Below are 21,894 nucleotides of genomic sequence, written 5' to 3' on the forward strand. Positions count from 1 at the left end.
CATCCGTTCGGGACGATCAAGGCATGGATGGGCGCCACTCATTTCCTGACGCGGACCCTCGAACGTGTGAGCACGGAAATGAGCTTACACGTGCTGGCGTACAACATGAAGCGAGTGATCAAGCTACTCGGTTCAGAAGCGGTGATGACGGCGATGCGGGCGTGACGCCCGCCGGGAGGTGCTGCGCGGTCGCGATACTTTCGACTTTGATTTGACGTTTGGCCGCCGCAATCGAAAAGTCGCGACCTGCGGCAAGGCAGGTTTCGTTAATTTCCGGTGTCTACGCGTTTTGACACGCTCTGGGCCAGAAAGCGACGTTCACTTGATGACGCGGTTGGACATTCGAGCGTCGGTAGCACGCCGAAAGCCGTCACTGAACCTCCGAAAGTCGATGGCTGCTCATAGGCCATAGCAGTCATTTCGCTAACTATCGCTCGACGGCAGATCAGCATAGTAGAGCGGACATGGCCGTAGCCTACCGTGCTTTAATCTGAAACGAAGTGGTCAATCCCAAGAAGCGTGGCGATCCGCCGCTCCGGCCGGAAGTGGGTGGTTCCACTTGTCGGTGATCGTCACCTCTCGGCAAGATTGACGGAAACGACGCCCTAGGTTGAGTCAAAAGCCGGCACCGGCTGACACTAACATTTAAATGATCCTTGCGTGGTTATTGACCGGTCACAGAAGTTGTGGCGTTAGCAATGCGAAATCGAAAAGTCATTGTCTTCGGGAGAAGGATTCGGGCATGACGACGATGGAAGGATTCGAGCTAGAAGGGGCGGGGTATTTTGGGTGGCGTGATGAAGCATATCCACTCCGCATATACTCGATTGCACCAGACTTCACAATCGATGCCAACATCACAGCCAGACTGGCGCCCACATGATCACTTAGTCAGTTAAAATCCTAGAGAGGAACATAAATAGAATCCGAATCGAGGGGTCAAGGTGAAATTGCACGAAATTAAACCACGGGAACAAGCTGGCAGGGACACGCTTGCACGTTACAAGGCGCAAACGCGTGCGGCCGCAATTGCGGCACTTGCCATACTCGAGGCATCGTCTATCGATAGAGTTTACTGCGACTACCACGACGACTTTGTCGTACGGATGATTGCTAAATCTGGATTTCGTTATAAATTCTTCCAGGTCAAAACAAAGAAAAAACAGAACGCAAATTGGACGATAAATGAAATCTTCGGCTTCAAAAGCACCGTTAAAAATCAGGACAAGCAAGACTCCGATGCCATTCGGGATAGTTTCGCCGGAAAGCTTCTATTGCATACTGTGAATTTCTTCGACTCCTGTGAAGAAGTTGTTTTTCTTACCAACATCAACTTCGAAGATCGGGTTGAAGAACTGAACGTGGATATTAAATCATCAACGTTCTCTGATCCATACGCAATTGAGCTGGCCAAGCGATTTAATATGTGCTTTCCGTGTCCTACCGCGACGCCTGGTCAGCAAGAGATACATAATCTATTAAAAAAACTAACCTTCGAAGCCGATGTGGAATACATCAAGGAAAAGGAGGATGGTTTTTTTCCTTTGGCAGGACAAAAGATTTTTGACTATAGCGAAATTGATCTTTCCCACTCAGAAGCAAAGAAAATAATCAAAGATCTCCTTTCTCTCGTCGAGCGGAAATCGTCTGGAATAATTTCCGATTTTAGTGAAGCGAACATAGACCAGCAAGCCAGCATTGGCATCGTTGAATTATTAGAAATATTGGCAATATCAGCTGATGCATACGAACTGCTTCGCCAAGGCGGCGACGTCAAGGCCGTGAAGACCGCATCCGTTCTTCAGCGGATCATGGAATCGGCTGGCGCCGGGACAGCAGAAATCGAACTATGTGCTCGCTGCAAGACAGACTGGGACGTCTGGTTGAGAGAAAATCGCAACTCGATTAATGAGATCAACATCATCGCGCTCAACGCAGAGGTCGAAGACGTCTTTTCTTCGATGGTTGCTGTCACTGGCGCGTTTCGTGTATCGAAACTACGTGAACACCTTCAGGCGCTTCGGACCAGACTGGTCGACAAGAAGTTGATCTTTGATCTCCAGGATGAACAACTCCTTGGAGCCCTACTTTCGATCCTCGTACGGATCAAATCATGAATCTTACCCAATTCCTGAACAGCGCTGAGAAGCAGGATATCGCCGTATCAATCCGGCATGGACGTGCCCTCAAGCCATACGCACTCAGCAACGAAGCTTTATTTCACCTTCCGCTCATTGCAATGGTCCTGCTGATTCTGGCAAAAGATCGGCGCAAGCCGTTGGTTGCAGAACTAGGACAATTGGTAGGGGAATGTCTTGCTGCAACGGCTGATAGCTTTAAGGGCAGCGCTCATGAACTGGGCTGGTCAGCCAATCTCCGCGTTCGGACGGTAAAAGCCCTTAGCTTCCTGGAAGTCGCAAATCTTGTGAAAGTGGATAATCGAAAATCAAAGCTGCAAATCACCGAACTCGGAATTAAAGTCATCAACCTTGCAACAGAGGGAGACGACACTCTAGCAATCAAGCTCGCTCAGGTCCAGCGTGCATATCGCAATCTTATGGTCGAACGCCAACTGTCTTTGGGGCTTTTATGAGATTGGTTTCCCTCAGAATTGATCCGCGTGGAGCGAAAGGACTTTCGCTCCCACAACAGGTATTTGCCGCCGAAGTCACACAGCTTTATGGCCCGAACGGATCTGGCAAGACCCCTGTCGTCCAATCCATTGTTTACTGTCTTGGATTTCCGGTTAGCTTTCGCGCGGACATTGTTAGTCGATGCGAAAGCGCGTCGCTTGTCATTGAAATCACGGGCGACCAATATACGCTCAAGCGCCACATCAGTGCATCCGGACTTGATGTTGAAGTACTGGAGCCAGCAGGTACAACGCAGCACTTTTCCAATGAGAGAGACTACTCTGCGTTTCTATTTGAACTTCTCGGGCTAGACTTTCCGACGCTTGTTACCACGTCTAACGAACCGACTAGCCCATACATGGCAACGATCTTGCCATTCTTCTACCTGGATCAAGACGATGGGTATGGCACGTTCTACAAGCCACCCAAGATGTTTATCAAGGATCAGCTAGCGGAGATGGTGCGAATTCTCGGCCGGATGCCCTGCCGCAATTCGTTCGACGCAAAGAGAGATCTTATTCAGGCCACGAAGGAGCGCGACAGACTTGACAGGTTGGTGCTCGAAAGGCGTCAGGCGGTTGAGTCAGCAGGTGCAACCGAACTACACTTCTCTTCCGCTGCGTTGTCCGATCGCCTTAAGACAATGCGCGGGGAACTTGACCAGCTTCAACAAAGCGGCCTTACCAATACCGCCGCCATCGCTGCCCTCGAGCAACTGATCGGAGACCGTCGTAAGGAGTTGCGGGAGAACCAACTTGAAATTGCAGAGATCGACAAGCGTGCGGACAACATGTCGCAAATTGTCTCTGAAATTGAATCTGAGATTACTACGCTCAATTTAAATGAAGAGGCAAAGCGAGTATTTTCGTTGTTCAATGAAATATGTGGGGTGGCCGGCTGCGGGCTCTTCGCATTTAGCACGGATTCGTACGCGAAAAACCTTCTCTATCTTCGAGATCAAATCAAAGATCTTGAACGAATTTCTGTAACCGAAAGTACGCGGCGAGATGCCCTGCTTCAGCAAGCAGAGCAGTTGCGCACGCACATCCACGATCTGGAAGGACAAAGAGTCCGGTCCGCGACAGATACCGTTACCGTAGCGACTCGTACAGCTCTTGACGCGCTCACTAGCCAGGTTCTTGAGCTAGAGATACAAAAGCGCGACGTGCAGCGCCGCGAGCTGTTGCTTGAACGCTTGGTGGATGCCACCGCACAGCGCGAAGCTGCGGTAGATAGAGTGCAGACCCTTGCAAACCCTTCGACGCTGACGCCCAGCGTGGCGAGTTTCCGTACGGCGCTCAAAACCGCCTTGATACGTTGGCTCGATGTCCTTCAGATCAGCAATGTTTCAGCAGAGGTACGTTTTGTCGATGATTTCGTCCCGACGTTTGGCAACGAGGCCCTTGCTCAACTGAAAGGTAGCACGCGAGTTCGTGCAGTACTTGCATACCATGCAGCCCTGCTCGAAGCGTTGCTCTCTACGAGCAACAGCCTCCCCTTTCAATTCGTCATCATGGATACACCGAAGCAACACGAGATGCACAATGTCGATATTGGACGGTACATCGATGAGCTTAAGGAGTTTGGACATCAAAATGGTCTTCAAGTCGTTTTTTCGGCGACTGAATATCGTCATACAGGAAACGATGAGGATAGGGAATGGTCAGCATCATTCTCGGGTGAAAAGCACGAGATGTTCCTTGGTTAGCAGGTGCTTTCCATAGAATGAACTCGTATCGACCTAGCCGGGCGAGGATGCCTCTGGCCTGCCGGGGTAAAACGGCGCATAGAAGCTGGACTTGCGTCTTCATCGCGACACGTTGAAGTAGCTGTAGGCGTGCCTAGTACCGTTCGCAACTTGGAACGGCCGAACAACAGCCGTTCGACGCTTGATACTTCCTTTGACCGCTCAGGGTCGAAAGTGTGTTTCTCAGGTAAAGGAATCTGCCAGTGAGTTGCTGGATTCCACCACCGTCAGCAATGAACCAAATTACTGCCGCATAACCTAGCATGCTCTAGTGATCGCTATGGTTGAGAAGCGGCAGGCGACCCCGCGTCAGCGAACGGCCGTTGGGTTTTGAGAACCGTCGTTGCCGCCCCGTCGACGCGAATGACGGCAAGGGGTCGGGAGTACGCACTGACGACTGGCCGCTCCAGGGCAGCGGAATTCCACTGGCCGCTTTCCAGCGATGAGTTCGAAGAGATGACTGACGCAGCCCGACCCACTCCCGTCGGTCAATTCAGCGATGTATTTACGGCTGCTCCCTGACTAGGAACAGTCGGTCGTCCGAGCGTCGAAGTCTGCACGCTTGAGCGTTTGAGCGTCGCGCTTACCTGTTTTCGCAAGGCCCTCTGTCCGTTGTTTCCAAGTGCTTGTTCAATGTCAAAGGCGCGCGCCAACGGCGCGCCGGCCATATACGCTTGTCAAGCGCACTACCCGCCTGCGTCCAACGTGCACGCTAAAAGCAGTAACGCGGTCAACAGGCCCGCCATTGAACACCAATGGCCGCTAATCGCCCGCTCTCGGTCCCGCGTACATCTCCTTATTCCCCACGCGAGAGATTATCTGCCGACATTCGCCGGCCAAGGTCGACGCTTCAATGCGAAGTGATTTCTGAATGGACATTTTTCTTGAAAAGGCATACTTCGAAATAGCCTGCCACAGCTTTTCAGCGTCAATCGTCCCCACGTACGTCTGCGCGCGCTCTCGAGCCTTGTTTAGGTCCGCTACGTTTAGCTTCTTCGCTACAGGTAGCATTTCGCGATCCGCTGGACCAAGTGCCTCATCAGCTGACTGCTCGCACAGCAATAGTTGCTGGCGTGCGTACTCAGCGGCGGCTACCGGCGCCAACTCCTGCATCAAACGGCTCAGTGACGCCGCGTTAAAGACCTGAGAATCGTCCTTCGCAACAGCGATCGCAAATTCTTTGGCGGCCCAGTCGCTTATCAATGCCTGAAGTGTCGCCGCAGGTTTTCGTTCGACTCGCTCATCGAGAACAACTTCGACAACGTCGGGTGCAAACGAGGCGAGGTCGACTCGGCCTTCGACGAATTCACCAACGAGTCCTTCACAAGCCTCTGCAGGAGTTAGTCCCGCCGCCGCAGCGAGCTTGACAATAGAACTAGACGTTTCTGTACGCATCTTTTTGACTTGTTCACCAATCTCCTGCCACTCTGAATCTCCGAGGGCGCTTATCCCCCCCTCTTGCACACGTTCGTAGAAAACGAGATTGCGCGACCTAAAATCCGACAGAGCTTTCTCGGCTCGGACTGGAGCGTATGGTTTGCAAGCTATGAGAATGGCTTCGTGCCCGGCATACATTCCAAATCCGAAACTGTAGAACCATACGCGCTCCAGCGTGTTAAGCTTTTGAGTATCGACGTGCTCATCCTCACGGGCCGGGTCCGCTTGAAAGTCTATGGCGCGCTGAAAAACTCGAAAACACTGTCGGGCCGGGATAAGCCACTTGATGTATTCGTTACTCCAATCTGTGATAGCCTTGTCAAAGGCTACTAGATTTTCAATCAGCTCCTTATTTGAATCAGTCATGAGTGGCGCATTTTTATCAAGGAGATGCGCCGTGTCTTGCTTTTGGTTCGAGAGTGGGTAATGTTGTGCAACTAATTTGTTTCCTATTTCGGCAATCCGATGATTAGCCAGCCTGAACATGTTCGACAGCTGTTCCATATGACATTCGTCGGCAAGGCTTGCAAACACCCTGATAGCTCCTTGCTTTGCCTCTTGGGTTGTAATAGAGGCGTGCCGCGCTACGAGTGCATCATTGGTTCGATTCAAGCCCTTATCAATCGCATCCATTTTTGCAACCGCAAGATCAGAATATGAGTAGTACAATTCTGTCGGCACAAGAGCTCCATTAATGCATTTGCTATCCGCTCTATTAAGCTTGGCGGTTGGCCTTTGGCAGCGGGAGAGAAGCGCCGCATTTTCCTGGGCGGAACTTGCGAGATATTGAGCGCGTTTCAAACTTTCATCTATTCTTAGATACACGCCGAATGTGTCGCTGCCCAAGGCTGTCTTCACAGCTTTCAGTGTTTGGAGATCAGCGCTGCTATCAGCAAGCAGTGTCAGCTCGGGGAGATTCGCCGCAGTGGCGCCTTCAGGTGCTGGTGGCAGTTTTTCAAGATATTCCGCCGATATTGCCCAACCAAGGCCACCACCCGACTCTTCTTCTCCGCCAGAAAATATACCAATCACGGCTCCATCAACGATGACTGGACCACCGCTCATTCCATGATTGAGAGTGCCATCTATAGCAATCAGGTTCACTTCTCGCTTGGCGGAGAAGACGAAGCGACGAGCGCCGCTCTTTCCACTGAGAGAAGACCATTGGCTGGACAGAATAGTGGAGTCGCGGGGAAAGGTGACGTGAATCGCGAAATTCTGTTTCATGTCGGGATGTCCCAACACATATCCAGTGCGGGTTGTGAGTGCCGAAGGCAGGCGACCTAAACGAAGAAAGGACTGATGCAGCCCTGCTGGAAGCCGGACGGACAATACAGCTAAGTCTAAGCTGTTGTCGTACATTTTCAATCGGTATGTGCTAAACGATCCAGAACTGCTTACGATTTGAAGGGAGCGGGCGCCGCGAATCACGTGGTAAGCGGTAAGGATATCGCCGTTTTCCGAAATGAAGAATCCTGTACCGGCGACCTGGGCGGTACCAACGTCCGCGTAAATCTGAACGATTGACGGCAGGTATTTGGACATCGCCTCACCCGGTTGTTTTTGCGCGAGTGCGCCAGGTGATGTTGCCAGGAGCAGAACGGCGCAAATAAACAAATATTTAGTGCTCATTTTCTTGCACCATCAGTAGCTGCCTGACGCAAGGCGTCATACTGTTTATTCCGGCATAGCGCTTCCAGCTTATCAGCGTAAGAGGATGGTGAACTCTTGAGATATGGTTCGGACACGTCAGTGCGCGCCGCGGGAGTAACATCCATAAATCGATTGACTTTTACTGCGATGCCAGCGGATAGGCTCAGAATGAAGCCCGCGGAGAAAGCAACAAGCGCTTGACCGGCAGTGGCTCTGTCCTCGAGCCGCAATTTCCCGATGAATGAAACGAGGCTGCCGCCAATTAGGGCAAACAGCGCGGCCAGAAGCGGCAATGTGACTGAGGCGCTACTTAAGCCGCATGCGAACCCGATGCTCGCGCCAAGGGCAAAAAATCCGGTTGCTAACCACCTCGCCGCTGACCTCGTCTCGGAGCAATGGCTTGCCCGATTACCAGACGGTATTTTATTCATACGATCATCCCGCAGTGGGGCTGCACGCAAAGGCAAATTGTTACCGGAGTTTAGGCGAAAAACATCTATGATGTATCTCTTGGCTCGCCACGGTGATGTTCGGGTTAACGTTGGACGGCGCCGGGGCATTCTTCCACCGGTCTTGTCGATATTCATTGCAGCCGCTTGCCGTCTTCTATCAACGGGGCTTCTCGTATAGCCGTTTCATTAACTTCGATTTCGAGCGTGGACTCGATCATCGGGATCGCGGAGTCGACGAGTTGCTCGTATTGGCGCCTCGCATTTATCGGAACGAGGTTTCCCGCCTGCGCCAAGGTTCCGGTCAGCAGTTTGCCGTTCTCGTCGGTGTCCGTCCCACGCGAAGCCGCTTCGTTGTAGATCTCCGCGGCGCCACGTAGTTTAGTCAACGCTTTATCTAGATCTTCGGTTGCGGGCGGACGGACGAGAATGCCGCCTACGAATACGACTTGCGATAGGCCGAGAATTTGCAGCATGGTCGGCGGAATCTCAAACGTCGCGAGGTGAGCGGCGCCGTCGATGACTAGCGCAACGGCGACGGCGACGCTGAAGACGATGGTCTGAAGCTTGTAGACATCGAATTCCCGGTTGCTCAGCACGAGGTCCTTCCATTGCGGTCCTCGCTCCTCCTCGTTCTTCAGTACGCCGTGCGCCTCCAGCCACGCCCAGTTCTCGAAGCTCAGGCGTGTCTTCGAGGTGTACGTGATCTGCGAGACGGCCGCGCCGATGCCGGAGATGCCCAGCAGTGCAACGACAGTCCCGGACAGGTCAGTCAGCGCACCCGTTCTCATGACGAGGGACAGCACGAGACTGCCGACGATGAACGAGAACATCAGCACCTGGAACTTCTGCACGCTCGCCTGATTGAATGCGTTCGCGGTGAGCTGGATCGGATTGACGAAATCGAACCACTGGAACTGCTTGGCAGAGAAGACAGAAGGATACTTGCCGGCGAGTCTTCCTGCGGTCTTGCCCTCGAGCACGACCTTGCGCGATCGGTAAACCGCGTACGTTGAGAGAAGGAACACGGCCGTCGAAACGGGACCCCATAAATATGCCACCCAAGGCGAACTCACGTACGCCTGAACCGATGCCCACGACCTGAATTGACCCGCAGAACATTCCACGACGATGAAATCGCGCTTATGAAACAACGGCCACAGATGCTCTTGACGAGGGATCCAGACATGGAGCAGCACACTCTCGCCGGCGGCATAACCTTCGTTGACGGCGTTGGCCAGCGTTGCCACGGAGACGACGCTGAGCTGCGCCCTGCGGTCTGGTTCGAAGATGCGAAAGCGCTGCGGATTGGCGGCATCCAGTCGCTTGCCATAGACGATGCGCGCATCACCTTCCGCCGGAAGCGCGTTCGTTGCGGCCTCCGCGAGGACGAAGCCCACGTTTTGTCGTCGGGCCTGCACGGGGTCCGGGGTATCACTACAGAGGGCCGCCACCGCGGCAGGGATGACCGGTCCGGCGGCGCACGCCACAGTCATCCATGACAACAGGGTCAACACCGTCACGAGGCCGGTCGCGATTCTCCCACGACCGGTGTGCCGCGTTTCAAAGCGTTGTCGCATATCCGTCGGCTCTCTTCGGGAGGTGCGTCGAGCGCTAGCCCGGAATCAGGCCCAAGCCACGTTGATAAGCATCCTCGAATCGATCAAGTCCGTTGCAGCCGCCGTTCACCAGACTGCGTGCCAGACGCATATCGCCGGCGAGCAGCGCGGTCTTAATCTGCAATTCCTTGTCAGAGAGGAACCGAGCCAAGACGTCGGCCGCAACCCCAACATCGCCTGCGCGCTCGGGGTCGCCTATCAGATCAACCGGCTGCATAAGCCGTGGCCCGTAAGTGGCGTAGTTGTGCCGCCCGGTCAGTTGGACAAACCCCCGTCCCTTGAACGTCGCGCCATCGGGCGCGCCAAGGTTGCCGAGATCGCGGCGGTAGTCGTAAAGATCGAAGGGATGCCCTGCAGGCGACGTGTTGTACCGCGATTGCCCTTCGCTGATAGGCGCAAAGCATTCGACCTCGGCGCGCACGGTCGCGAGCGCCATAAGGATCATCGGCTTGTCCGAGACCTTATTGCTGACGAGCGACGATAAAACGGGCGGCAAATTCGCCTTGATGTTACCAATCGGGGTCGCCGGAAACATGCGGCTCACCACTTCGACGGTTACCTCCGCGACTGGCGAAGGCAAGGCGTTCGAATCGACCAGTCCGAGTGCGAACATTGTGCGCGGCCCGGTGACCCCGTCGGGCAACAGTCTTTCACTCTTCTGGAATGCAAGCACGGCCGCGACCGTGCCCTGCCCATACTCGCCATCGATCGCGCCAGGGTTGAAGCCGTGCTGAAGGAGCGCTTGCTGGAGGTGCCCAATATCATCGCCAGTGTCGCCTTGAGGAAGCGATTCTCTGTCCACGGCTGTCTCCGTAAGAGGACCACTTCGGCGATCGCCATAAGTGGATATTCGTTCGGTACCGGCTACTTCGCTGCGATCTATCATCGATGCCATGGCTGACCAAAGAATTCGATTTGCCGATGCGCGACATGCCATTGGTATCGGATTTGATGACCCCCTGCACTAGCGATGGACCTTGGTCGCCCCGGACTGCCCGTCTGATGGGTCGACGTCCGGGGGCATCCTTGGCTTTTCGGGTGCGCCAACTGTGACGTCGTTTAGGCGTTGTTCACCATTAACCCGCGTGATACGCGACGGTCCCTGAAAACGAACAGCTATGGTCGGATCTGAACACTTGCGGAGAAATATAGAGCACCCTTGGCCTAAGTGTCAGGGTGCAATTCCATCCATTTCCGCCACTGTTCCGTGGGAATGAGCCTTGGACAAGTATCTACAGCTCAGACACAGTGCCCTGTCCTCATCTTGATTTCCGAGTCTCTGCTTTTGACAGCGACTTCGGGCGACTAGCGGGTGTCGGTGTCAATTGCGGAGTCGACCCGGAAGTGTCCGAGCGGCGATACCGGCGAACGGTCGCTAATGGCCGATGTTGTTGAAAAGTCGCTGCGCTACTATTTCAAATCGCCGGTGAAAAAATCGACCTCTCAGGTCGGTTCCAAACCGCTCGCGAACGCCGGCTAAGGGCAAGCGGATTCCGGTGACCTTGAGGTTCGCGAATGCGGCCCGCAGCGAGCAGGCCTAACATAGGATGGAACCAAATACTTTCGCCATCGATCTGTTGGACGCGGCCGTTGACGAGGGCGGAGCGGCCGTCCCATCGACCAGCGCGAGCACGCCGGCGAGGTCCGTTGATGGCCGGACCCGGAAGTTCGGCCGGCGCGGTGATCTCCGCAGCCTCGCGTCGGGGGTCCTGCTTCTGTAGTCGACCCTAAACGGCCCGTTGAGCAGCGCGACATATTGGCCGCTCTTTGAGCTTAAGCGGCGTGCGTCGAGTCACACCGGGCGGCAGAGTTCGGCAACCCCCGACGTTGTTCCGCCCGAATTGAGCGGGCGCTGACGTCTTCTCTTTCTTGTCGGCAATACCTATCCTCTTCTTTAATGGCAACGGCCGACAGCACGCCGTAGCCTGAGATGCTGTTTTCACATGTCTCGCTGGCTATGAAAGCATTTCGATCTCGCGCGCCGATCCGTCTTCATGGAAGTCAGCCGCAGTATATCGTCCGGGGATCAATATGCTTTTCAAAAGAGTTTTCGGGTTCGCCGTACGGACGGTTCCTTTTCTGTGCCTGCAGAGTTGCTTTCGAAAGTATGCGGACTTCTCGGGCCGTGCGAGCCGGCAGGAGTTCTGGTGGTGGCTATTGACGCTCTTTTGCGTGTCAGACCTCACGGAGTTGCATCGGCTGTTCATGCTCCCTGCAATGGCGATGCTAATCCCGACGGCCGCGGTAGGTGTTCGACGACTACACGACAGTGGTTTCAGCACGTGGTGGCTGCTGATCATTTCAGTGCCGATCATCGGTTGGGTAGTTTTGTTTGTTATGTTCATGCTCAAAGGCACCAGGGAAGCGAATCGGTTTGGTCCACCTCCAATACTTAACCGCCAACCAGTCCATGAGCCTTCTTACGATGAAGCAAAAATGCACTCGGACCGCGCGCTCGTAAGCGCCGGCGTCGAACTGTCTAAGAAGGCCAGCGAGGATGGCGGGCCGCAGCCAGCCTCCCGACGTGGTCAAAGGAAATCGACGGCGCTAGGGGACGCGATCATTCTCGTGCACGGTACGTGGGCCAACGACGCTACATGGATCAACGATACAAGCACCATTTCATTGACGCTGAAGGCCCAGATTGCGGGCGCCACGGTTATTCCATTCAGGTGGTCCGGCCGGAACTCCCCAAAAGCTCGATCCCAGGCGGGCAACGAACTAGGCGAGCTCGGCGCGAGCCTCTACGCGCAGGGTTTCGAAACAATCTGGCTTATCGGACACAGCCATGGCGGGAATGTCGCATTGCTTTCCTTGCGGAATGCGGCCATGCGAGAAGCCGCAGCTGGCATATGCTTTCTAGGAACGCCCTTCTTGAACGTGAGGCCGCGACCGGTCGAGCGCTTCTCAAACGTTGTTACTCAAACAATGTCCTGGATGGCGTTGTTCCCTGGCTACTTGCCATACGGCGCGATGGCGCTAACGACATTCTTAGGGACTTTAAGCGCCTTCGCTGGCGGGTTTATGCTGTTTTTGGGCAACGCCATGCTGGTTCTGGTCTATCTGATCCTTCGCCCGCGGATCCGGAGGGTTGTCCACCGCCACTTGCAGGCATTCCTCGTGCGCGCCCAGGATTCCACCTTCAGACGGCTCTCTGCGCCTAACCCCGAATGTCCCTGCCTCATTGCATACATAAGCTGGGACGAAGCTGGATTCGTTCTACGGACGTTTGACAAGCTGACCTTACTGCCGTGGAAACTTTTCGCACTTGCGGCACAGTTCGTCTCCCTGGTAGTCGCCGGATCGATAGCGGCTTTCTTCTGTGCAACGGTAATACACGACTCAACCGTTCTCAATCTGCATTCAAGTTCGCTCTTGACGGAAATCGGGACGATGCTTCCTCTCATGATTCTTGTTTCACCGATCGTGATCACGCCCATAGTCGCATTTCTCAGGGGAAACCCGGTTGCGTTCGGATATGAGGGAATGCTTGGCGCTGCAACGTTGCATATCGAACCGTCGCATATTCCGCAATGGGCAATGCGAGGTGCTCACGAACAGTTCGTCGCATTGTCGACGCCGGGGCTGCGAGGGCTTCGCCACTCAAGCTTTTACGATAACGACACAGTTATTCATGCTTGCGCCGACTGGATACTCAAAAAAAGAAATCAAGCGGAGCTTCCGGACGTCAGGCCCTCTGTGCCATCCTCCGTCCCAAAAAAGTCTGCACCGAAGAAGAAGTTGCTCGCTTTTGCAGCGATTTTTGTTGCGCTGTTGGGGGTCAACGAGTGGAGAATGATGAACGAAATTAGAGAAGCCTCCGTGCTCAAGTTCGACGAAGAGCAGAATTCTGCACTCCTTGGCAACCACGCTGTCCCGCTTCTCGACGTTGACAAAGATATGCCCGGATCGGAAAGGGACATGGGCGTCGACACGGTGCCTAGCGAAACGATCGACCCCAAGTTCGTCATAAAGAAAGACGAAACATGCATCGTTGAGGGTAGGTTCTCGTTCAGTAACTGGGGAACGACAGTCGGAATCGCCCTACACAACACAACTGCGGCTGAATATACAGGTTCCGACTTCGATGCCAACACGCCAAACCACCTCAAACGCGTCTATGGTTTCTTCAATGAAAAACTTTATAACGGAATCTGGGAGTGGTACAGCGCAAGAGGTACTGAGGTACGCTTCAGTCGCGTAGTTCTGAACGATTTCGATGCGCCGGGAACATTGCTGATCAAAATCTGGAACGAAAGCAGGGATCCAGTTCACATTCGAGGAACCGTGAACGTCGCGTGCGGCAACGGCTAGTAGTTCGGCAGCCCGCTTGTTGACTTGCGCCTGCCTTGAAGCTTTGCCGATGCGTTGCCGAGCACGCAGAAATAGTCGTGGCCGTCCTTTTCAAGCGCGAACGCCTATTCGATCAAAAGCGCACGGCGCCGCGGGACGCGATCTTTATCCGGACGTATTGTCGCAAGTGCTGACCGTCGGTCATGGAAAGACGTCATTGGTAGCACAATTTTTCGCGTACATGTGTGTGCTAGCCGACATTGATTTGCCGCATACCCGACACAGAAAGCCTATAACTGATCAGATGATAGTTTGCTAGGCATCAACTGCGGACCATGCGTTGAGTTGATAGTCCTTGCGGCCAACCCAGGGTTCCATTTCCAGCCTGCGCTTAAGAACGTTCGGGGATACGTATGAAGACGCTTTGGTTGATGGCAACTGCATTTCTGGCCATGACTCTAGCTACCGCCCTGCCCGGCTTGGCTGAAGAGAAAGCCAACGACAGCTATTTCGTCCACAGCACCGGAAACAAAGCTAATTCACTGGTCATCTTCGTGCATGGCGTATTAGGTGATAGCCGTGATACTTGGCGTCGCTCTCCAAGCAGCGTGGGTTGGCCCGAGTTGCTCGCCGCGGATCCCGCAATGCCTGGCGTCGACACCCTCGCAATTGGTTTCAAGTCCGCGCCTCTCAACTCGTCTTCCAACATCGAAGAACTCGCAAATCGCTTGAGTCAAACGCTGGTAGATCAGCGCATTTTCGAGCGCTATGACAACGTCGCCTTCGTGGCTCACAGTATGGGCGGACTTATCACTAAGCGCGCCGTTCTGATTCTGCGCACCAAGGCGCCCGAATCGGCCACTCGTATCAAGGCCGTCATTTTTCTCGCCACCCCCGCGGAAGGATCGGACAAAGCCGCGCTTGCGAACTGGCTCAGCGCCAATCCGCAGTTCGGCGATATGCGCCCGGCGGACCTTAATTCGTTTTTGCAATTGTTAGATAACGACTGGAGCTCGATGCTGCGCCGCAGGGAACTGGCTTCTCCCTATCCGAGGTCGTTTTGCGCGTATGAGACTCAATCGACCGCACTTTGGAAGGTGGTGCCGAGGTCGGCCTCGGAAAAGGGCTGTGACGATACGCCGATCGCCTTCGACCGTACGCACTCCAGCATAGCGAAACCCACAGGCCGCGACGACGAGGTCTATCGCTATGTTTTTGCACGCCTTGCGGACGGCTTCGATCCCAAGCTCATCAAGCAGCATGTGCTCGTCGAAATTCAACGCATCGACGGCAAATTACTCGGCCCCACAGACTTCCTGCGCAGCGGTGAACAATATTCGATTTCCGTTAAGGCCATTCGTCCGGCATGGTTCTATGTGTTTGTCAGGGACAGCACTGACAACGTGCAACGTTACTATCCGACTGGCACTGACAAGCAAGACGCAAAGCGCCGTACGATCAGGGTGCCGGAGCACGCCGATTTGTTCGTCACGCTCGATCGTCACCGAGGCACTGAGCTTATTTATGTGTTCGCGCTCGATCAGCGCGACGAGAAGCTAGAACACGCTGCGACTCAGGTCGGCTCCAGCACCAACGTCGCAACAGGCCACGCGACGAAAAAGGTCCTGCTCGAAGCGGCAAAATCGCGTGGTGGCACAATTGAGAAGGGCAAGGTGGGGCGGGTTTCGTCATCGAGTCTGAGCGAGTTCGGCCAGGACGTGGCCGCGTTTTATCAACTCGAACATCGCTGAGATCGACCAGAGGCACCTCGCGGTGCGTCGCTGGCGAGTCTGAGCTGTGCGGCAGCAGCAGAGGTGAGACCACATGAACGACGCATCGATCCAACGGGGCAGGCCCTGGACGCTCAAGCTTCAAAAGGCGGCGGGGGTGGTCGTGCTATGCGTAGTCTCGCTCTTTGCAGTGTCCGCTTTCGCTCTAGTCGACATGAAAAACGGCAACTATTCTAACGAATGGGTCGATCTGCTGTCACCCCGCAAGGACGGCTCTCTCGTCGAAGGCCGCGGATCGATCTTTGATCTTCGGGTCTCGCGCTCGTACAACAGCCGAAGCCTGTACGACGGCATCTTCGGCTTTGGATGGTGCTCGGACTTCGAGACGATTGTCCGTCCCACGGCTGAAGGAAATGTCATCGTTGAATGGTGCGGTGCCGGAAAGATAGAAACGTTCCAGCGCGCGGATTCCTCCCCGGAAGAGGTATCCGCTATGGCAGTGAAAATCGCTAACTCGCTCAAGGCGATCCAGGAAAAGGACAGTACAAGTGTCTCATCGCTGATCGGGGGCTTTGTGCCGAACGCCTGGAACGCGCTGAAGACAAAACTGATCGAGGACGAGGAGCTTCGCACGCTGTGGGCGCTGCGCCTCGGCGTCGCCACGCCGGTACTTCCAGGCACGGTTCTAAAGCGGTTCGGCTCGGGTTCGGCCACCGTTTCTGTTGTCATGGATGGCTACGTGTTCGTTCCCGGAGATGGCAAACAATATCGTTTCGACAAGAATGGTCAGTTGCAGGAGGCGCGCGACGCATCGAGCATCTCCTTGCGCTTCACGCGCGGCAACGGCCACATCGAGCGCGTCGAGTCGTCGGACGGGCGGGCGCTTGTCTTCACTTTTTACTCGGACGGCAAGGTCAAGAAGATAGAAGGACCGGGCGGCATCGCCGTCGACTACAGGTATCAGGACGGTAACCTGACTGGCGTCAGGAACGCGTGGCTGAACGTCTATCGCTTTGAATACGATGACCTGCACAACCTGACCAAAGCAATATGGCCTGACAAGACCTATATTGAGCTTCGCTATGACAGGGAGCATGATCTGGTGGCCGGCTTTCGCGATCGAGAAGGCTGCTTAGAAGACTACTTGTATGAAACAGGCGATCCATATCATTACATGACCTTCGTGCTTAAGACATGTGCAGACGGCCGCGTGATCGCAAGGAACAGCTACGAATTCAGGCATACTAAGAGGCCTGATGGCGACTACGCGCTGACTTACGTCAGGGCGAAGAGCGACTGGGAGATGCGGACGTCCGATACGGCGATTTACTATGATTTAGACGGCCGTCCCGTGAAGACCATAAGAAACGCCGACATAGCGACTTTCAGCTACGATGATCGCGGTCTACTGGCGAAGCGAAGCATGGGCAACAAGGAGTGGGTTTTTCAATACCCTCCTGATGCATCCGTGCCGGACATGGTCATCGAAAACACGCTTGATGACCAGCGAACCGTCGTCGGGAGCCGCCGCTTCTATTATGATCCATGGCCAGCTCCCTATGGAACAACCGAGCCCATTCCCGCCTCGGCCTCCAGCCGAATGCCCGACCCCCTCAGTCCCGTTTTTCAACAACAGCGCGCAAGCGACCGCCTCTCGGAAGCAGCGCAAACGCTGGCTCGCTGGGACGAACAACTTGCCCGGGGTAAGGATCACAGTGGCCGGACCGCACTCGCCGCGCTCGCGATGACGCTGGGTGCTGATTGCGCTCGTCAGCAAAATTTACAATGTGCGTTGACTTCGTTCGATCGCGCGATATCAATCGCGAGCGCCAACCATCTGACGGAGACGCACTATCATGCGCTCGAATGGAAGGCCCGCGTCTACATGAAGAGCGCTCTTCCGGCGGACGCAATTATGCCGTTGCGGCAAGCCATCGACCTGATCGACGGGACCAAGGCACGTGGCTCTACGGACGAGATTCAACTCGTTCGCTATCTGATCGAGGCCTATAAGGTCGCCGAGCAGTATTCGAAAGCCTACGAGACACTTGGCCGTCTGTCGGCACTTGGCTTCACGGATGAACAATACGAGGACCTGAAGGCCGAGATATACACGGACGTGGGGCTGTATCAGCTTGCATTGACTTCCTATCGCGCCTCCCTTTCGCTTCTACTGGTCGCGATCGATCGTCGCAGGTTTGACACCGAGGAACTGATTGCTAGCGTCGCAGATGTGTTCTACCAGATGGGTGACCCGGACAAAGCGATTGCGGTGTTGGACTCCGAACTGGCGATCCACATGGCGAGCGAGCGGCCGTCCAACGGAAGTGGCTCGCTGATGTCGTCAAAGGCGCTCTATCTGACGCAGGCACGGCGGTATAGCGAAGCGCTCAAGGTCATCGGAGAAGCCATCGACGCGTTGCAGAAGGAACATGCGAGCGACATGCGGCTGGGCGATGCGTTCAACAACCAGGGCATCCTGTTCAGCTGGCTTGGCAATGAAGATCGAGCCGCGCAAATATACAGGCAGGCAATCGTCCTTCAATCCCGCAATACGACCGGCCGCCTCGCCGCCGCCTCGACGATGGCGAACCTGGCGGTCTCGTATCGAGGCCTCGGCCGGTATCGTGACGCAGTCGATCTACTCAATCAATCCCTCACCATACGGCGCAGTTCGTTTCCGTCGGGGCACTGGCTTATCGGCAAAACGCTCTGCGAGATTGGGGAAACCTATCGGCAATCCGGAGATTTGCAGCTTGCGCATCGGAACCTCGCGCAGGGCAGCGCAAATCTGCAAGAGGCACTCGGATTCAGTAATTCGCGCTTTGCGTTGTGCCTCGATTCGCTAGGGAAGACCGAGCTGGCAGAAGGCAACTTCGCCTCGGCACGCGCCGATATCAGAAACGCGCTTCAGGTCGCCATCAGAACTGGCGATCCCGAATCCGTTTGGGCAGCCGAACGGAGCATGAGTCAATTGCTCCAGCACGAGAAACGACCAGATCTCGCGATCTTTTTCTCCAAGGAGGCCATCGGAAACATACAGCGCCTGCGCTCGAACCTGAGCCGCGCCGACCCGGCGATTCAACGCTCGTTCCTGCACAGCAAGGAAGACGTCTATCGTGAAGCGGCGGATCTGCTTATTGACGAGGGGCGACTGCTTGAAGCGCAGGATGTGCTGTCCATGCTCAAGCAGGAAGAGTACTTTGACTTTCTGCGCCGCACCGGCCCCTACGCGGCTTCGCAAGCACGAGCCGCGACGCCTCAGGAGAAGACATGGGAGGCCCGCTATCGCGAGATCAATGCGCAGCTTGCCCGGTTGGGCGAGGAAGAAAGTGCGTTTCGCCTGAAGGCCAAGCTCGGAACGCTTTCTGGCGACGAGATGAAACGCCGCATCGCAGTGCAAGCCGACCTCGACGTAGCGAATCGCGCATTTGAGGCCTTCATCGGTGAACTCGAGCGTCAACAGTATCTGGCTGTACGCTCCAGCGCGACTGTTTCTCAAAGCTCGGATGCGCGAGGTTTTCGCTCTTTCGAAGTCACCCTGCAGAAACTGGGCCACGGAGCGGTGGTGATCGCTTACGTCGTGGCCGCGGACAGAGTGTCGATTATGCTGACCACGCCGAACGTGCAAATCGCGCGCACGACCCGTATTTCATCGAGAAGGCTCAACCAGCAGGTCGCACGCTTTCGCATGGCGGTACAGGACCCGCGCTCCGATCCACGCCCTTACGCAAAGCTTCTGTACGACGAATTGATCGGGCCGATTGCGGATTACCTGCGCGACGCTAAAGCCGACACGCTGATGCTGAGCCTTGACGGAACCCTCAGATACGTGCCTTTTTCCGCTCTGTACGATGGCCAGAAGTATCTGGTCGAGCGCTTCAAGACTGTCATTTATGCGGGGGCGACGAAGGACAAGCTGCACGACTCGCCTCAGCAGCGATGGAGAGTATCCGGGCTGGGCGTTACGGAGACGTTGTCAGGATTTAAGCGCTTGCCCGGCGTACGTGAAGAGCTCACCGGAATTGTCCGACAGGGCAACACGGGGCTTCTCCCCGGCGTTCTCTATTTCGATAAGGACTTCACTGACAAAAATTTGCGCGACGCGTTGGACCGACAGTATCCCGTCGTCCACATCGCGAGTCATTTCGTATTTACGCCAGGGACTGAGGACGATTCGTTCCTACTGCTGGGCGATGGGACGCGCTTGTCGCTTTCAAGGCTCCGTTCAGTCGCGTACAACTTCGGGAACGTGGATCTCCTTACGCTGTCCGCTTGCCAGACGGCGATCGGCGAGGGTCGGGACGCCAATGGCAAGGAAATCGAAGGCTTTGCGGTACTAGCGCAGGAAAGCGGAGCGAAAGCTGTACTCGCGACCCTATGGTCCGTGGACGACGAAAGCACGGCGTTCGTCATGCAGGATTTCTATCGAATCAGGCAAGCAACCCCCGGCATCACCAAGGCCGCAGCGTTACAGCGCGCGCAAACGGAGACCATGAGCGCGACTTCAAGCAAGATTGCGGAGAACCGGGGCGGCACACTGCAAAGAGCCAAGGCGCCCGCGGATAGCGTTCCGTTTAAGCATCCGTATTATTGGGCGCCTTTCATTCTCATGGGCAATTGGTTGTAGATAACAGCATAGAAGTGACCGCTCGTTTGGCTTGAATGGACGTCAGGTGTTGGAACGAGACGGTCATTCAAGAGGCGGTGGGATCGAGGTGCCGAACGGCCGGAATTGGCCTACTACTGCCTCATGCGTCATGCACCATACAGCGGTGCCCCGACGTCGCGGGGCGAGGGACTGGGTGCGACCCTGAACCGCCGTTCGCACTTGTCCCATTGCAACGACCGTTTCTGAGGTGCAGCCGCCGCACGCCGCACCTCGTCGATCGGCAATTTATCGGCCGTTAGCGGTGGTTCGCGAATCGACTTCTGCAAGGCACGCAAGTGCGCACGTTCCAACCCTCATGCCTCCGTGGGGGAAGCGCTTGTTCTTCTCCGGCGCGTCGCCTTCACCGCTCGTGTCTCTATTAGCAAACAAGACCTGACTCAGGTCGCGAGTGCAGATCCGGCGGCCGTATGGCTGAGCATTGCCACCCCCACGGTAGACACCCAGAGATTGCCTGACCGTTCAACGACCTAGTTCCATGAGGAATTCGTCGACGAGGGCAAACACATAGTCCGCAGGGTCATCGTCGTCGTCGCGGAGCTCGAGCATCTTGCAAATGTCGGTATCGTTGACGTGAATCAGCAGCTTCTCGCCGTCTCGCATCGCACCTCTTGACGCTTCAATGGCATTGCCGTTCGGTCCAAGCCTCGAAAAAATGATAGCAACGGACCTAAACGCTTCCTTGAAGAGATATTTCTCTGTCGAATACACCTGGTTCTGTCCAATTTTCCCGGCATAGTTCTTCAGCTCGAACACCATGTACCGAGTGCGGCACTCCTTCAGGACGAAGTCCCAGAATGCCGTTCCTCCCCTCACTCGGCAAACCAGGTCAAAGATGTGTAGCCCGTCTGCGTTGCGCTTCTGTGGTCGATGCGTTTTCCAGTCCAAGCCTTCCTGGAACAGGTACTCGAAAATCCGCGCGCCGAGGTTTTCGAACTTGCTCGCTGTCGTCTTACCCTTTGCGAGAGCGTGCAACTCTCGACATAAGTCACGACCTGTCGTGCGAGGGGGCGAATGTGGCTTATTTGCCGCTACTGTGACGAGTGAGAGCAATCTATCCAGCAGCGGGGCGGCCAATCTTTGCCTCTGCAGCGATTCTTCAATGGGAGTCGCAGATGCGTCCCGAAGCATTGGTAGCAGTTGCTCGAGCTGGCCGGCTAAGTCTGGGAAATCCTCAGCCCATTTACGCAATGTCAATGCGTCAGCTACGAAAACCCCGTACTTGGCAGCAAGAGCGTCAATATGGACTGCTTCAACAATGGATGAGACCACCAGTATCGCGCCCTGATACTGTCGATGGGCGGCAACGAACGCACTCAATCTCGCCGCGGCATCGTTAATGATGCTTTTAATCGCACTAACCGTTCGAAAATACTTGACCTCGATCGCCACAAGCATCTGTTTATACTCGATCGTGAAGTCCAGTGGATCCCGTCCACCAAGTTCTTTCACCGGGTATTTGAAGCGACCGAGCAAGTCTCCGATCCAACGCTCAAAACGCTCGGCGTCGGACCAGTAAATTCTGTTCTGATTGTCATCCATTTTTGTTTGCCTTCGTTCTTTTTGAAATCGACGTCCGGCCAAGACGTTGGCCAAAACCTAGGTGCCAAGGAAAGTCCGGCAGCTAGCCCGGTCCCCGCCACAGTTAGTCGTAAGCTCGACCG

At 55.2% G+C, this 21,894-nt stretch carries 11 protein-coding genes and 1 pseudogene; 7 read left to right on the forward strand and 5 right to left on the reverse strand.

Going from position 1 to position 21,894, the window contains the following annotated elements; all coding sequences use genetic code 11:
* From F759_RS42215 to F759_RS0118260, 4 genes and pseudogenes are all read left to right on the forward strand, one after another.
* Positions 1-165, forward strand: a pseudogene (locus F759_RS42215) (IS5/IS1182 family transposase); the annotation flags it as partial.
* A gap of 779 nt (positions 166-944) precedes the next feature.
* The gene (locus tag F759_RS0118250; RefSeq protein ID WP_027801154.1) at positions 945-2,117 is read left to right on the forward strand and encodes a dsDNA nuclease domain-containing protein; all 1,173 of its coding nucleotides are present in this window, start codon (positions 945-947) and stop codon (positions 2,115-2,117) included.
* Positions 2,114-2,593, forward strand: a complete 480-nt coding sequence (locus F759_RS0118255) for a hypothetical protein (RefSeq protein ID WP_027801155.1) — start codon at positions 2,114-2,116, stop codon at positions 2,591-2,593. Before F759_RS0118250 ends, F759_RS0118255 begins: the two co-directional genes overlap by 4 nt.
* Positions 2,590-4,341, forward strand: coding sequence for a hypothetical protein (locus F759_RS0118260; RefSeq protein ID WP_027801156.1), 1,752 nt, complete (start codon positions 2,590-2,592; stop codon positions 4,339-4,341). Before F759_RS0118255 ends, F759_RS0118260 begins: the two co-directional genes overlap by 4 nt.
* An 801-nt stretch (positions 4,342-5,142) precedes the next feature.
* On the opposite strand, the gene F759_RS0118265 is transcribed toward F759_RS0118260, so the two are convergent.
* The 4 genes from F759_RS0118265 to F759_RS0118275 all read right to left on the reverse strand — a co-directional run bounded on the left by F759_RS0118265 (position 5,143) and on the right by F759_RS0118275 (position 10,340).
* Positions 5,143-7,449, reverse strand: a complete 2,307-nt coding sequence (locus tag F759_RS0118265) for a S1 family peptidase (protein WP_027801157.1) — start codon at positions 7,447-7,449, stop codon at positions 5,143-5,145.
* The gene (locus tag F759_RS42225) at positions 7,446-7,901 is read right to left on the reverse strand and encodes a hypothetical protein (RefSeq protein WP_152530668.1); all 456 of its coding nucleotides are present in this window, start codon (positions 7,899-7,901) and stop codon (positions 7,446-7,448) included. Before F759_RS42225 ends, F759_RS0118265 begins: the two co-directional genes overlap by 4 nt.
* Before the next feature lie 152 nt (positions 7,902-8,053).
* Complete coding sequence (locus F759_RS40145; protein ID WP_027801158.1) at positions 8,054-9,319, reverse strand: hypothetical protein; 1,266 nt, start codon at positions 9,317-9,319, stop codon at positions 8,054-8,056.
* A 214-nt stretch (positions 9,320-9,533) separates the two neighbouring features.
* A complete protein-coding gene (locus F759_RS0118275) occupies positions 9,534-10,340 on the reverse strand; it encodes a peptidoglycan-binding protein (protein WP_027801159.1) in 807 nt (268 codons plus the stop codon).
* A 1,229-nt stretch (positions 10,341-11,569) separates the two neighbouring features.
* Here F759_RS0118275 and F759_RS40150 point away from each other — a divergent pair.
* From F759_RS40150 to F759_RS0118300, 3 genes are all read left to right on the forward strand, one after another.
* The gene (locus F759_RS40150; protein WP_051377337.1) at positions 11,570-13,852 is read left to right on the forward strand and encodes an alpha/beta fold hydrolase; all 2,283 of its coding nucleotides are present in this window, start codon (positions 11,570-11,572) and stop codon (positions 13,850-13,852) included.
* Between the two features lie 392 nt (positions 13,853-14,244).
* Positions 14,245-15,582 (forward strand): alpha/beta fold hydrolase, encoded by a 1,338-nt coding sequence (locus tag F759_RS0118295; protein WP_084534284.1) that lies wholly within the window; start codon positions 14,245-14,247, stop codon positions 15,580-15,582.
* Between the two features lie 73 nt (positions 15,583-15,655).
* A complete protein-coding gene (locus F759_RS0118300) occupies positions 15,656-20,191 on the forward strand; it encodes a CHAT domain-containing protein (RefSeq protein ID WP_027801161.1) in 4,536 nt (1,511 codons plus the stop codon).
* 501 nt (positions 20,192-20,692) lie between these two features.
* Here the strand turns inward: F759_RS0118300 and F759_RS0118305 are convergent.
* A complete protein-coding gene (locus F759_RS0118305) occupies positions 20,693-21,772 on the reverse strand; it encodes a hypothetical protein (RefSeq protein ID WP_027801162.1) in 1,080 nt (359 codons plus the stop codon).
* Positions 21,773-21,894: the final 122 nt, after the last annotated feature.

This window comes from Paraburkholderia dilworthii (genome assembly GCF_000472525.1).
GTDB classification, from domain to species: domain Bacteria; phylum Pseudomonadota; class Gammaproteobacteria; order Burkholderiales; family Burkholderiaceae; genus Paraburkholderia; species Paraburkholderia dilworthii.

What these genes read in the sequence shown, in the direction of transcription:
- F759_RS0118305 (WP_027801162.1), bottom strand. Translation starts at nt 21,772, where the DNA reads ATGGATGACAATCAGAACAGAATTTACTGGTCCGACGCCGAGCGTTTT.
- F759_RS0118300 (WP_027801161.1), top strand. Translation starts at nt 15,656, where the DNA reads ATGAACGACGCATCGATCCAACGGGGCAGGCCCTGGACGCTCAAGCTT.
- F759_RS42225 (WP_152530668.1), bottom strand. Translation starts at nt 7,901, where the DNA reads ATGAATAAAATACCGTCTGGTAATCGGGCAAGCCATTGCTCCGAGACG.
- F759_RS40150 (WP_051377337.1), top strand. Translation starts at nt 11,570, where the DNA reads ATGCTTTTCAAAAGAGTTTTCGGGTTCGCCGTACGGACGGTTCCTTTT.
- F759_RS0118295 (WP_084534284.1), top strand. Translation starts at nt 14,245, where the DNA reads ATGAAGACGCTTTGGTTGATGGCAACTGCATTTCTGGCCATGACTCTA.
- F759_RS0118265 (WP_027801157.1), bottom strand. Translation starts at nt 7,449, where the DNA reads ATGAGCACTAAATATTTGTTTATTTGCGCCGTTCTGCTCCTGGCAACA.
- F759_RS0118255 (WP_027801155.1), top strand. Translation starts at nt 2,114, where the DNA reads ATGAATCTTACCCAATTCCTGAACAGCGCTGAGAAGCAGGATATCGCC.
- F759_RS0118260 (WP_027801156.1), top strand. Translation starts at nt 2,590, where the DNA reads ATGAGATTGGTTTCCCTCAGAATTGATCCGCGTGGAGCGAAAGGACTT.